Origin of the sequence: Erysipelatoclostridium sp. An173, assembly GCF_002160495.1 — a bacterium.
In the GTDB taxonomy this organism is placed as follows: Bacteria; Bacillota_I; Bacilli_A; order Erysipelotrichales; family Coprobacillaceae; genus Thomasclavelia; species Thomasclavelia merdavium.
Genome location: NZ_NFKR01000002.1, coordinates 114,463 through 128,613, shown reverse-complemented (window position 1 = coordinate 128,613; position 14,151 = coordinate 114,463). Strand labels below are relative to the sequence as shown.

Here is a 14,151-nt window from a genome sequence, read left to right as displayed (position 1 = left end):
CTAGTATCTTAATATCGATAAAAAAATAAGCCAAACTATCAAAATAATTTGGCTTATCTTATATTTAGTTTTAAATTATTTTTTTAATAACGCACTTCTTTTAAAGATCCAATATCCAGCTCCTGAAATAAGTAGACCAATTAATATTGGTAAAATAGCTACTGCATCATCAGTTTTTACTGCTTGAGTATTATTTGAAGTATTGTTACTACTATTATCATTAACCGGATCATTTGGTAATGGAGTTACTCCTGGATCATTTGATTCATTATCACTATTGTCATCCTCACTGTCAATAATTACAAGCTGATCAATTGCTTGTTGCAATTGTTCGTAAATTTCATTTACTTGTTCTTGTGTTGCGTTATCATCATCAATAATCGCTTCTGCTTTCTTTATTAATTCAGCAACTTTAGCATAAGAATCTGATGTATATTTATCTTTATCTAGCTGACAAGCTTTATTATATAAAGTAGTTAAATTTAGTTTATCTGCTTTTTCAACTAATTGATTGATAGCTTGATTTAATTGATTAATTGCTTCGTCAACTTGTTGTTTAGTAGCATTAGCATCATTAAATACTTCAGTTGCTTTTTGTAAAGCTTCGCCAAGCACTGTAATTGATTGAGGTGTATATTTATCAGGATCTAACTTGCTATTAGCCGTATCAATTGCATTTTTCAAATCAGTTTTATCAGCTATTTCAACTAGATTTGCAACACTGTTTTCTAACTGTTCAATTGCATTTATATAATCTTGATATACTGCAGTTTCATCATTATAAACTTTAATTGCATTATTTAATGCATCTTGATATGTAGCTACACTACCAGGAGTATATAATGAAACATCAATATCTTTATATTTTTCATAAGCTTCTAACAGATTTGATTTAAAACCAGTTCCATAAACTTCAAATTCCCATAATGAGTAGCCATATTTGCTACCAACTTCAATTCCTAGCATTCTTACATATCTTGCTGTAACATCTTCATAACTAAATTCATCAATACCGCCATCGCCATCACTTACATGACTAATATCGATCCATTCTTCACCGTCATTAGAAACTTGAATTTTATATTCTTTAGCTCCATTTCCTTCCCAGTTTAGTACAACTTTTGAAATGTTATAGACATCATTTAAATCCACATAAATCCATTCATCATTAGACTCTCTATTTGATACCCAGCGTGATTGTTTTCCATCAACTGTTTCATTTGTTCCTTTACCATCAAAAGCTAATGAAGATTCATATGTTTTATTACCATCTTTACTATCTGTATATTGTGAACTAGCTTTTGAATCTTTATTTAAAGCAAGATTGGTATTTGGATCTTCTGGTTCTAATACTGCAGTACCATAAACCTCAAATTCCCATAATGAATAACCATAGATACTACCAGGTTCAATTCCTAACATTCTTACATATCTTGCTGTAACATCTTCATAACTAAATTCATCAATACCACCATCACCATCACTTACATGACTGATATCGATCCATTCTTCACCGTCATTAGAAACTTGAACCTTATATTCTTTAGCTCCGTTTCCTTCCCAGTTTAATACAACTTTTGAAATGTTATAGACATCATTTAAATCCACATAAATCCATTGTGATGTTGCACTAGGGTCTTCTTTAGTTCTTAAAGATACCCAACGTGATTGTTTTCCATCAACTGTTTCATTTGTACCTTTACCATCAAAAGCTAATGAAGACTCATATGTTTTATTACCATCATTAGGATCAGTAAATTCACTGCTGGCATAAGAAGTTTTATTTAATGCAATATTTTCTTCTGGTTCGATTGGTTCTTCATGTAATGTGCCATATACTTCAAATTCCCATAATGAATAACCATATTTTGATGCACATTCAATTCCTTGCATCTTAACATAACGACCAGTGACTGTATCTGCAAATTCAATATAATCAATTCCTGGTTGTCCATTTTCTTCTAAATGAACTTCTTGCCACTGACTACCATCATCAGATACTAAGATCTGATATTGTTTAGCACCATTACCTTCCCAATAAAGTTTCACACCTGTTAAGTCATAGCTTGCTTGTAAATCAATTTGAATATATTCATCATCAGAATTACGGTTAGAAACCCATCTTGATTGATCATTACCACCATTATTTTCAAAACTTCCATCTATTGCTCTACTTGCTTCATAAACGTTGTTATAAACAGAAGATGCTGTGGCCGTTTTATTTAAAGCAATATTTTGTAAGTTTTCTGCTGCAACTAAATCACCATAAATAGACCACTGTACCAATTGATATGCTGATCCACTTGATTTATTAAGTTTTAAACGAACATATTTAGCCTCATGATCACCTAAATCTAAAATATCTTCTTGACCGCCTTGACCATCAGTAATTGTTTTGATCGTTTGCCATGTTTTAGCATCATTAGAGATTTGAACTTCATAATTAATAGCATAATCATTGCCCCAGTCTAGATGCATATCAGAAATTTTATATGTTCCTTTTAATTCTACATAAATCCACTGTTCATTTGCCCCATTAGAAATCCAAGAAGTATTAGCTTTATTATCAACAGCATTTGTTGGTAAATTTAAATCTTTGATAGTACTAGAGAAAACATTTTTATTGGCTGCTATATCTTCTTCTTCATAACTTCCATAAACAGAAATTTCATAAATACTAATACCATACTTCAATTGCGTTGATTTATGAGAATGGATTTTAACATAACGACCATAAACTGGTTCATCAAAATTATACTCATCTAATAAATCATCTTCTGTAGCTAAACCTTCTTCGACAGAAACCCAATTATTTTTATCGTTAGAAACCTGGATTTCATAATCATCAGAACATGCTGCTTCCCATTGGATAGTTAAAGCATTAATTTTTGCATATTGACCTAAATCAACAATGATCCAGTTATCATCTTCATTTCTTAAAGAACTCCATCTTGTAGCAGTATTGCCATCCACAGCATTTTCTTTAACATTACCCGGATCATTTGTAGAAGTACCGCTTACTTCTACTTCTTTATTAAGGGCAAGTGAATCACTAGTTTTGAAAGTTATTTCTTTAATTTCAAAACAATCACCAACGCCTTCTTTCATTACGATTTTAACGTATGGATAAACACCGCCTAATTCAACGATGTCACTGCCACCATCACCGTTACTTATCGATGTCAACAATTCATATTCTTTACCATCTTTAGAAACTAAAACATCATATGCACTAGCATAATTTTCACCCCAAATAATTTCCATTGAAGCTAGATGCTGATTACTGCTAGTAAACATGCTAATCCATTCATCTTCTAAATCTTCAGTTTTAAAATATGTACTTTCATCACCGTCGAAAGCCATTGTGATGTCATGATTTTCTTCACTAGATGAAGCTTGATAACGATTATCAGCTGTTTCATTTAAAGTGATTGTTTGACCAGCATATGGTAGAGCCCCTGAAACAAAAGTTGTTTTTGTTTCTTGACCATCATAATTTAAAGTTACTTGTACAACTTGATTATCACTAGTATCATTAACTGCTAATGAAATTTTTCTTGTATCATCACTTTCATCAATAATAACACTGCAAGGATAATCAACAGAAATTGTATAACCTGGTTTATATTCTAATATACCAGCTTTATAGAAATTAATTTGAGTTTGTTTTAAACCACCATGTCTAACTGCTTGAACATCTTCATTGTTGGCAACAACTGTAATTGGAATATCTGTAGCATAATCACTTACACTGCTTGCATCAGTATTTGGTAAAACAATATAAGCATAGCTTTCATCATTTGGTTTTAAACCATGATCTAAATAAGCTGTAAATGTAGCTGGTGTTTCAGCTTTTTTCTCTTCATCCCATAATGATGGATTATCCATTTGGGTACTGTTACTTACAACTACATCAGTATTATCTAAAAATACATAACCAACTTTATCATTATATAACCAATTAGTATTGTAGACTTGTTCCTTAGTTCCTTCACTTACAGTTTGGCCACCAACATTAACATCATTTGCTTCACATTGGTTTAAAGTTGTATGGATATTTACATTTTCAGTAGAACTAATACCAGATCCTAAAGCAACAAACTCATCATCAAAGAAGAAATACCCCTTCTTCACTTGAGTTCCTTTTTTATCCATATCATAAGCAGTAGCTCCATAATTACCATTAGAAACTCCAATAGTATGTTCTGTTCCATTAGTAAAACGTCCTGAATTAGAATAATCTTGAACTATTCTTGCAGCAGTTGTTGTTCCCGGGCAGTGTGACCAGTCATATGTTGGATAAACATTAGTATATTCATCACCATCAACACTAATAGTAGATGCTGCCGAAGATGTCCAGTATATTAATTGTCCGCCATCTTCTTCATAACCACTCCAGCTGCCACGCCATTCACCACCAATAATTTGATCAGAGTCCATTTTGATATTGACACCATAATCATCTCTCATATGTGAAGCATAACCAGAACGCCACATATAATAGTTACCATTTTTACCATTTGATGTATCTTTTCCTTGGATATTATCAAGAATATTTTGATATTCATTACTATGTTCAGGATCTGATGCAATCATTCTTTTTAATGGTTCAATATATTCGGATGCATAATTTTCATAACCAACATCATAATCATATGGACGATAACCAAGATAAAGTTCCATGATATCGCCTCTAATGGTCCAGCTAGTACCATCAATCATATAATCAGCCATTAAATCAATAACATCCTGACTAAAAGCATATTCTGTTTCTCTTAGCATATAAATCCAGAAACTCATATCTCTAAACATTGACATTCCATAGCCATTAGAGTAAAACTGTCTTCCATGCATATAGAAACTATTGTCAACCTGTACAGCTTCAGCAGTATTATCATCCCTCTGGACAACTAAACAATAACTTAAATAATCATCTACCAATTCTTTTAAATCCAGCTTTTTAAAACCGCTAGAATCAGTATGTTTAGTTCCATTTTCAGTGATAATTGCATAATAAACGTAATTTTGATCAAACCATAAGTTATTTTGACCGGTTCCATATTTTTCTGGTGTTTTTTCTAAAAGTTTTTCCAGTAAAATATCAAAAGCATCATCACTGATGATATCTTCCATGAATAAAGCAATTCTAGAAAATCTTAATTGAACCCCAATCTGATTTTCCCACCAGTTTGTTGATGAGGGATCTTCTTGGCCCCAATATATAATCGCTTGATTCAACTTATCAATAACTTCTTCATCGTGATAAAGAGAATTTCCTTCTTGATGGTAAGCTATTGCAATAGCCTGAAGACGATCTAACGCTAAATATGGTGACCAGGCAACTCCATTAGCAGCGCTTGTCGTTGCATCATAATCAACATCATCAAACGATCCATCTTCCTGGATCAATTTAAGATAATCTTCAGCTTTCGAAACATAACATGTTTCTACTTTAGCACCATCATCAATCGTATCTTGGGTTAAAAAGTAATCTTTTAGTCTTGTTTTAATGACTGCAAAATCATTTTCACTTGCATAAGTTACATGCAAAGAACTTAACGCTAACCCTAAAGACATGATCAATGACAATGTTATTTTCAATGCCTTTTTTATCATTTTTCTACCCTCCTTACATTGAAAACGCTTACTACAATTATTATTATTTATTCATATAGCTTGAATTTCAACGCTCAATTACTTGAAAACTGCTTCTATTTTACAGAAGCTCGTTCAATGATCTTAACACTTAATAACTCTGTTTTTTTAGGATAATCCTTTCTTTGAATTCGATCTACTAATCTAGCGACCGCTTCTTTACCCATAGCTTCTTTTTGGACCTGAACCGTTGTAAGCGGGGGAATAAACTTTTCACAAAGCGGGGTATCATCAAAACCAGTAACTCCAATATCGATAGGAACACGCAACCCCATTTGAACCAAAGCCTTAATAACCGCAAAGGCATTAGAATCATTAGCACATATTAAAACATCGGGCAATTCCTTAGATTTTAATATTTTTACTACCTCATCAATTTGATTATTGATAATATATTTTTCAATATTTTCTAAAAAAGAATATTTTTTAATATATTCATCATCAAAATAATCATTAATAATTTGATGATTAATCAATGCTTCTTTATAACCAATGAAACGATCTTGAAAACTTAATGAATAATTCAAATCACCAAAAAAACCAATCTTTCGATAACCTTTTTGAATTACATAATCACTAATCATATAGCCACCTTGTTTATTATGAGTCAAAACACAATCACAACTATCATATAATGACGTAAAATCGACTAAAACAATCGGAATTCCAGTTTGTTTTAATTGATTTAAATTCATATCCGATATTTTACCAACAATGACAATACCGGCTACTTTTCGATCAACGATACATTCAGGCAATTCCATATTAGAATCATCAAAATAATTCATAATTGAAAAATAACCTAAACTCTTAGCCTCTTCAACGATCGAACGTAAAACAATTGAATAAAAATGACCGGTATCGGCATAATAGCTTTGCATCATAATCGCAATATTTGATTTAGAAAACACTGATAGATATTTTCTTTTTTCATTAATATAACCCATTTCATCAGCCGTCTTTAAAATCAATAGTCTCATTTCATCACTTACGCCTGGTTTATCGTTTAATGCAATTGATACAGCATTAATTGAAACATTTAATTTTTTAGCGATATCTTTCATCGTGACTTTCATAGGCTTCCTCCTTTTGTATATTATTATTTTCAAGTATCTGTCCTTTATTTTCAACAGTAAATAACTTGAAAAAATGAAAAGCTGCTAAATCAGCAGCTTCTATCTATTATTTTTTAATTGCTTTCTTGATTGTTTCAAGTGATTGATTTTCCAATAACATTTTAAAGACCATATCATAGTTTTCACTTTCTAAGTTATTTAGAAAACTACTATCTTCATCTGGGTATCTAGATTTAAATAATTGCAAAGTTAATTGTTCCTTTTCTTCTTTTTTACCTTTTTCGATTCCCTCTTTGATTCCTTTTTTCATTCCATCCTTTTCGCCTTTTTCCACCCCTTTTTGATAGCTTTCTTCAAGTTCCATCTCATGAGCATAAATATTTAACTCCCGATTATATGCTGCTAATCTTAGTTCATCGTCCTGATTAAATCTTTCCATCTTGTCTTTCATTATCTCAATCACCTTTGCTTCTTTCAGTTTCATTATATCATCTGTTATCCCGTTTGCAAATATATAGATCGCCAGCTCTAATTCACTGAATTCATCTAGTTTTTTATACTGCTTTATGACATTGATATATGGTACTTGAACATATACTCGATTCATCAGATTATTCTTTTCTAATTTACCTTCTTTATTTCTACTTTGATATGTATCATAAAGCTGTAGATTATCACTATCTATATCGTTGATAAAAATAATTTGATAGACTGGATTAATAAATTGATATTTATTACCCTTTTTTTCTTGATATGTAAGCATTTTAGCCCCGTAGAGTTGAAAACGATGACGTTGACTAACAGAAAAAGATGAGTTCTGCATTTCAATATCAATCTGCTTACCCGATGCAACCGTTACTCTAATATCTAAGATCATATCTTTATCTTCAACATGATCACTACTTAAATCCGGATTCAAAACTTTGATATCCTGACATTGAATATTTAAAATACCTTCAATAAACAGTTTTAACAAATAACGACAATCATAATCTTTATCATCAGCTAAAGAATATTTAAAAAGAACATCACTTTTAAAATCATAAACTTTTTTGATAATCTTTTTCATAAAAAACCTCCTTTGTTATTTATATACATTTACAAAAGAGGTTTTTTCTTTTAATTTTCGAATGATTTTTTAATTAAATTATTAGCCATTATATAACTAAAAAAGTCATCAACGTTATGATAACGCGATGACTAACATATAATTTTACCGTGTCTACTTGACAAAGTATATATCAATTGATGACTTTATTATTTATAATTGTTTACAATTTCTTTAAACACTTTTCCTCGCTGTTCATAACCTGAAAACTCATCAAAACTGCTTGTTGATGGTGACAATAGGATAATATCGCCATTTTCAGCATGATTTAATGCTTCAAGTGTTGCTGCCTCAAGATTTTCAACATAAATACTATTTTCAATATGCATTTCTTCTTTAAATCGTTTTCCAGCTGCTCCAAAAGTAACTAAACGTTTAATTTTATTACCATAGCTAGCCATTTCTTGTAAATCTAGTCCTTTTTCAAAACCACCCATTAGTAAAATAACTGGTTTATCAAAAGCTTTTAATGCAATAATACTAGCATCAGTATTAGTTGCCTTAGAATCATTGTAGACTTTAACACCATTAATTTCTCGAACAAATTCAATTCGATGTTCAACACCAATGAATGACGCAATTTCCTGATTAATAATTTTAGTATCTACATTTGATAATTTAGCCATACAAATGGCAACCATAATATTTTGTAAATTATGTTTACCAACTACTTTAATATCAGCAATATCAATAATAAATTCATTTTGATAATAAATAGCGTTATCTTTAATCATACAATCAGCTTCATCAATCAATGAAATAGTTATTTTTTGACAAGGTACTTGATAACGATCTAAATATTCTAATACTGTCTTATCATCTTTATTAACAATAAAATAATCATCTTGATCAGTATTTTTATAAATATTTGTTTTTGAAGCATAGTATTCATCAAGTGATGCCATATAATCTAAGTGATCAGGTGTTAGATTAATGATCGTTGAAAGATGTGGTTTAAAAGTATCAATGTCCAATAATTGGAAATTACTCATTTCAATAACCACATAGTGATTTTCTTCTTCCAGCAAATTATTATCCATAACAATATCACATAAAGGATAACCAACATTGCCAGCCAAATGAACATTTGGATATTTACCTTTTAATATTTTATCAATTAGTGTAACTGTTGTTGTTTTACCATTAGTACCAGTTACTCCAATATAATGTTGTTTTTTAGCTACCTGAAAAGCTAATTCAATTTCTGTATAAACTGGAATCTGACGTTGTTTTAAACGTAAGATAAAAGGCTTATGGTAATTGATACCGGGATTTTTAATTACAAAATCAAAATCACGTTCAAACAATTCATCTGGATGACTACCAGTAACCATTTCAATTCCCATATCTACATATTGTTGATATTCAGGAATATCATTAGCCTCCTTAGCTTCATTTACAGTAATAGTTGCATTTAAATGATGTAATAATCTAATTGCCGCTTTACCACTACGAGCTAAACCAATTACTAATACTTTTTTACCAGTTAACATTTTATAACACCCCGATTACAATTGATAAAATTCCGCAAATAAAACCAATAAACCAAAATGAAATTGTTACCTGTTGTTCAGACCATCCTAACATTTCAAAATGATGATGAATTGGTGCCATTTTGAAAACTCGTTTTCCTCTTGTTTTAAAAGAAACAACTTGAATGATAACTGAAACAGTTTCCATTATAAATACACCACCAACTAAAATAAGCAATAATTCTTGTTTAGTTAAAATTGCTAGAATAGCAAGAAAACCACCTAAACCAAGTGAACCAACATCGCCCATAAAGATTTTAGCTGGATGATAATTAAACATCATAAATCCAAGTAAAGCCCCAACCATTGCTGTTGCATAACTTGCAAGAGCATAATCTTTAGTCATTGTTGCAAAAATGATAAATGGTGCAATCGCAACCATTGAAAGCCCTGTTGCTAGACCATCAAGTCCATCTGATAAATTAACACCGTTACTAGTACCAGCAAACATTAATAGAATTAATGCTGGATATAAAATACCAAAATCAATATCCACTTTAACAATTGGTATTGTTACTACTGAAGTAAATCCAGGGATAAAATTCATTGCAAAGAAATAACAAATAATTGCAAGAGCAATCTGTGCTAATAATTTAGCTAATGGTGGTAATCCTTTATTACTATGTTTAATGATAATTAAAGCATCATCTACAAAGCCAATTAAACTATAACCAACTAAAACAATTGTCGCTAAAATAATTTCTGGATTAAATAAATCACCAATATTAACGATTACAGCTGCGATTATTGCTGCTAAGACAAAAACAATACCACCCATTGTTGGTGTCCCGTTTTTTACTTTATGAGATTCTAAACCTTCTTCACGTTCTACCTGTCCAAATTTCATCTTATGTAAAAATGGTATTACTTTTGGCATGGCTATTACTACTAAAATAAACCCAATCACAAAAGCAAATACTAACTTAAGAAAATTTTCCATGTATCTGACCCCTTTTTTTCAAATTCGTCTTTACTATATCATATTATCGATAAATAGGCAAAATAAAAGGGACAAAAGTCCCTTTTATTCAATCACTGTTAATCGCAAATACCTAACTCTTTCATCTTTTTCATTGCTTGATCAATTGCTGCTTCGGCATCTTCACCATCAGCAATTATTTCAATTTTAGCCATGGTTGGTATTCCTAATGATAAAACTCCCATCAATGATTTCATGTTGACTGTTTTTGAAGCGTAGACTAGTTTAATATCACTTTTAAACACCTTCATATTATCAACTAATTCTGTTGCTGGAGTAGCATAAAGACCAACTGGATCAGTTACGGTAACATTAATTCTTTTTACCATGTTGCATTCCTCCTTTGTTACTTATATTATAACATTGTTACTAAGTAATTTCATTAATAATGACATCCTTTTTTACTAAAATAACATCAAATAATGACTCTTTCAAAACAACGCTACATCTAATCAATATGTTAAAAAAAACAAATATATTCCACTTAATCGATTGCCAATTATTTTCTAATTATTACATAAATATTCCACTATATTTGCACAAAAAAATGAACTTTAATTCATAAAACAACATTTATCCCACAATTATCCCACAATGATGAATTATAGTTAAGAGCTATGAAAGGAGAGGCCTAAATGACATCAAAAAATAAACAGCCACTTAGCAAATTAGTTATATTTATCTATATTATAGCTGCAATTATGCTAATTGCTTTTGTATTAAATTTCTATGATATAACTACTTATTAATTATCATTACATGCTGCTGGGTCAATTTCTTTTACTACACAATGGTATGATTGTATTATGTATTATGTTAATAATACTCTTGACTATCTAGCAACAGCTGTAATTATCTTTTGTTTAGGTTATATCATCAATAACATCAAAACAAATAAAAAAGTAGATGAAACACCATCTACTCAAGAAATAGATTCTTAAACTAGAATCTATTTTCTTTTTTCAATCATTATTACATAAGGAGCTAGCCCCTTATTAATCATTTTAAACATTCCAACATTAAACAACTTAAAATCCAGTTTCGAAACATATTCATCAATAATCACACTTTCCCTTTTCCCCTCATCATGACCAACATAAACAACCAAATACAATATACACCCTGGATTTAATAACTCAATTCCTTTTTTTATTGCTTGTAAACTACTATCAGCTTTAGTAGTAATACTATGATCACCATTAGGTAAATAACCAAAATTAAAAATACCAACATCAATACTATCAACATATTTATCTACATGTTCATGACTATCTAAGATAAGTTCAACATTATTAACATCCTTTAATCTTTCTTTAGTATTAACTAAAGCCTGCTTTTGAATATCAAAACTATATACTTTATTAGCTAAACCACTTAAAAATAGCGTATCATAACCATTACCCATCGTAAAATCAACAGCGATGTTGTAATTATTTTTTTCAATTCTACGATGAACAAACTCAATCATCGATTCCATCATCTCACCCTTTCGGTTCCATTATATCTAAAAACACTCGCTAATGAAACAAAAATGGAACCTAATGATTTCGTTTTTATTGATTATTATTCTTTTCCAATAACAACAGCCGTAACATTTCCTTAGCCTCTTTGCAGCAATATTCAGGAATTTCTGTAAAACTACCCGTTTCCCAATTAGCTGTCGCTACACACGTATTACAAAGTGGTCTTAATTTACATTGAGCACATTTTTCATTTATTTTTAATTCTTTACTTTCAGTTACGATCTGTTTCCAGGCATTTTCAAAACCAGTTTTAAAAACGTCTACTGCTGGTGTAAACAAACTAACACAAGGTTTCATTAATCCCTGCCAGTTAACCATAAATGAAGAATTACCAGCTTGACACTCAATACCACAACCATAATTATATTGCTGCTTGACCTTCATCAACATTGAATCAACGTAATTTAAAAACACCTCATCACCTAGTTCATTTTTTAACACTTTAATTCTTGCTTGAGCTACATTTTCAGGACTTAAACGAGATTGTTCTTCAAACGCTTTAAAACGATCCTTTAATCCTGGTAACATATAAGTATCCATATGTAAAGGAACATCTAGTTCCTGAGCAATCCGATACATATCATCGATCTGATCAAAATTAGCTTTAGTAACACTACCATTCATCTTTACCTTTACACCATGATCTTTTAATAATTTAATTGCTCGAACTGTCTTTTCAAAACCACCTGGATAATGACACAAATCACGATAAATTTTTTCATCATTACCATATAAAGTAATATTAATACGCCGTGGTTTATTTTCACCAAAAAAAGCTGCCCACTTTTCATCAATCAACGTTCCATTAGTATTAACTGTTATTACCATTCCCATTCTTTTAAGTTTTAAATATAATTCTTTAAAACCTGGAAACAATAACGGTTCACCACCAGTTAACATAATAAATAAAACCCCAGCTTTTTCCAACTGTTCCACCAAATCAAGCCACTTATCAATGTCTAATATCTCCCCCTGTTTATTCATCTCTTCATTGCTTAAATGAACATAACACATATCACAGTTCATATTACACAACGGTGTTAACTCCAAAGTACCACTAACCGGCCTTTTATCTTTAACCCCATGTTTTATCAACATCTTTTCGACTGTATTTTCCCCATCTAAAAAATCCATATTTTTCTCCTATACAAATAAAAACCGATTGCTCGGTTTTTAGCTTATTAATATTAAGAACGATTTGGGTGACCTTCTGCAGTAGCTGTTACAGTCCCTCTATGATGCCAAGTACGATTACCAGAACTTGTAGTCCAATAAATCAAATCCCCAACCTCTACTTGTGAAGCAGAAGTTTGTCCAGTAAATCTTCCTGTATACCAATCATAATCAGTATAAATAGTACAATCTAGAGTTCCTAATCCATCGGTACCAGTTTCCACCATTGCTTCACCTACACCATCGTCATTATGATCATAAATTACCTGATTAGAAGAATTACCACAATGATCACTAGCATGCGATACATCTCCACCATCCCAAAATCCATATTTTTGTTCGTAATTATTAGCCCAGCTAACATCACAAGCAACTCCCCAACAAACAGCTACATATTCGTTTGGTTCAAATTCTTGAATTGTTACTCTTGGTGTTTCCCATTTTTCTAACATATTAATTTACCTCCTCAATAATCTTTTTGTTAAGAGATTCAAAAACGAATCTTCTAACATCCCTTCTAATTGTTTCTTCTGAAACATCGTATTTTGATAATGCTTTTTTTACGACATTTTCAATCGTATTAGCATCTAAAAACTCGTTCCAGATAAAAACAGCACTACGATTTGGAGTCATGATTGCATTGCTAAGTTCTAATTCATCATCAATCGGAATTATTACATAATCATCAGCTACTTGGCGAAGTAAATAATTAGGATTGATTCGAAATAGAGTTTTAGTATCTATATCTTCCAGTGTTTTAACATTTTTAGTATTACCATCTTTGTTAAAATTTACTACTGGTTTAGTATATGTTTTCACAAGACCCCTCTCCTTCCTGCATTAAGAATGTTATACAACATTAACAATTATTGTATATATTCTTATAACATTAATTATAATACTTCTAAATTTTACGTCAAATCTAGAAAACATTGATAGAATCAAATGTTTTTATGATTTACAGAAAAATATTTAATAGTTAATCTTTTTGTTATTTGTGATTTTTTTATTATTTTATTTTTGTAAATTAGCTAGTTGTCTTGTTTTTATAGAATTGAATTTTTTTAATTTTTGGATATGATTATTTATAGTTATAAATAGTTTT

At 30.5% G+C, this 14,151-nt stretch carries 11 protein-coding genes; 1 reads left to right on the top strand and 10 read right to left on the bottom strand.

The genetic code is table 11. The annotated features are described in order from the left end of the window. Window positions 1–75: 75 nt before the first annotated feature. The 6 genes from B5F09_RS01540 to B5F09_RS01515 form a co-directional block, all read right to left on the bottom strand. On the bottom strand, window positions 76–5,616 hold the full coding sequence (locus tag B5F09_RS01540) for a discoidin domain-containing protein (protein WP_087370850.1): 5,541 nt from the start codon (window positions 5,614–5,616) through the stop codon (window positions 76–78). Between the two features lie 95 nt (window positions 5,617–5,711). Next, complete coding sequence (locus B5F09_RS01535) at window positions 5,712–6,731, bottom strand: LacI family DNA-binding transcriptional regulator (RefSeq protein WP_087370847.1); 1,020 nt, start codon at window positions 6,729–6,731, stop codon at window positions 5,712–5,714. A gap of 106 nt (window positions 6,732–6,837) precedes the next feature. Next, window positions 6,838–7,800, bottom strand: a complete 963-nt coding sequence (locus B5F09_RS01530; protein WP_087370844.1) for a PD-(D/E)XK nuclease family transposase — start codon at window positions 7,798–7,800, stop codon at window positions 6,838–6,840. A 188-nt stretch (window positions 7,801–7,988) separates the two neighbouring features. Next, entirely contained in the window at window positions 7,989–9,332 is a 1,344-nt protein-coding gene (murD, locus tag B5F09_RS01525) for a UDP-N-acetylmuramoyl-L-alanine--D-glutamate ligase (protein WP_087370842.1), read from the bottom strand. Window position 9,333: 1 nt separating this feature from the next. After that, window positions 9,334–10,311, bottom strand: a complete 978-nt coding sequence (gene mraY, locus B5F09_RS01520) for a phospho-N-acetylmuramoyl-pentapeptide-transferase (RefSeq protein ID WP_087370838.1) — start codon at window positions 10,309–10,311, stop codon at window positions 9,334–9,336. Between the two features lie 98 nt (window positions 10,312–10,409). After that, window positions 10,410–10,679: an HPr family phosphocarrier protein gene (locus B5F09_RS01515; protein WP_087299425.1), complete on the bottom strand. Its 270-nt coding sequence runs from the start codon at window positions 10,677–10,679 to the stop codon at window positions 10,410–10,412. A gap of 477 nt (window positions 10,680–11,156) precedes the next feature. Between B5F09_RS01515 and B5F09_RS15265 the strand changes: the two genes are divergently transcribed. Beyond that, window positions 11,157–11,291, top strand: coding sequence for a hypothetical protein (locus tag B5F09_RS15265; RefSeq protein ID WP_255375478.1), 135 nt, complete (start codon window positions 11,157–11,159; stop codon window positions 11,289–11,291). An 8-nt stretch (window positions 11,292–11,299) separates the two neighbouring features. Here B5F09_RS15265 and B5F09_RS01510 read toward each other — a convergent pair whose 3' ends face one another. From B5F09_RS01510 to B5F09_RS01495, 4 genes are all read right to left on the bottom strand, one after another. Next, window positions 11,300–11,827 (bottom strand): class I SAM-dependent methyltransferase, encoded by a 528-nt coding sequence (locus B5F09_RS01510; RefSeq protein WP_087370835.1) that lies wholly within the window; start codon window positions 11,825–11,827, stop codon window positions 11,300–11,302. A gap of 76 nt (window positions 11,828–11,903) precedes the next feature. Further along, complete coding sequence (locus B5F09_RS01505) at window positions 11,904–13,007, bottom strand: radical SAM/SPASM domain-containing protein (RefSeq protein ID WP_087370832.1); 1,104 nt, start codon at window positions 13,005–13,007, stop codon at window positions 11,904–11,906. Window positions 13,008–13,060: 53 nt separating this feature from the next. After that, complete coding sequence (locus B5F09_RS01500) at window positions 13,061–13,498, bottom strand: hypothetical protein (RefSeq protein ID WP_087370830.1); 438 nt, start codon at window positions 13,496–13,498, stop codon at window positions 13,061–13,063. Between the two features lies 1 nt (window position 13,499). After that, the gene (locus B5F09_RS01495) at window positions 13,500–13,865 is read right to left on the bottom strand and encodes a PqqD family protein (protein ID WP_087370827.1); all 366 of its coding nucleotides are present in this window, start codon (window positions 13,863–13,865) and stop codon (window positions 13,500–13,502) included. Between the last annotated feature and the right edge of the window lie 286 nt (window positions 13,866–14,151).

What these genes read in the sequence shown, in the direction of transcription:
- B5F09_RS01535 (WP_087370847.1), bottom strand. Translation starts at nt 6,731, where the DNA reads ATGAAAGTCACGATGAAAGATATCGCTAAAAAATTAAATGTTTCAATT.
- murD (WP_087370842.1), bottom strand. Translation starts at nt 9,332, where the DNA reads ATGTTAACTGGTAAAAAAGTATTAGTAATTGGTTTAGCTCGTAGTGGT.
- mraY (WP_087370838.1), bottom strand. Translation starts at nt 10,311, where the DNA reads ATGGAAAATTTTCTTAAGTTAGTATTTGCTTTTGTGATTGGGTTTATT.
- B5F09_RS01510 (WP_087370835.1), bottom strand. Translation starts at nt 11,827, where the DNA reads ATGGAATCGATGATTGAGTTTGTTCATCGTAGAATTGAAAAAAATAAT.
- B5F09_RS01515 (WP_087299425.1), bottom strand. Translation starts at nt 10,679, where the DNA reads ATGGTAAAAAGAATTAATGTTACCGTAACTGATCCAGTTGGTCTTTAT.
- B5F09_RS15265 (WP_255375478.1), top strand. Translation starts at nt 11,157, where the DNA reads ATGTATTATGTTAATAATACTCTTGACTATCTAGCAACAGCTGTAATT.
- B5F09_RS01500 (WP_087370830.1), bottom strand. Translation starts at nt 13,498, where the DNA reads ATGTTAGAAAAATGGGAAACACCAAGAGTAACAATTCAAGAATTTGAA.
- B5F09_RS01505 (WP_087370832.1), bottom strand. Translation starts at nt 13,007, where the DNA reads ATGGATTTTTTAGATGGGGAAAATACAGTCGAAAAGATGTTGATAAAA.
- B5F09_RS01540 (WP_087370850.1), bottom strand. Translation starts at nt 5,616, where the DNA reads ATGATAAAAAAGGCATTGAAAATAACATTGTCATTGATCATGTCTTTA.
- B5F09_RS01530 (WP_087370844.1), bottom strand. Translation starts at nt 7,800, where the DNA reads ATGAAAAAGATTATCAAAAAAGTTTATGATTTTAAAAGTGATGTTCTT.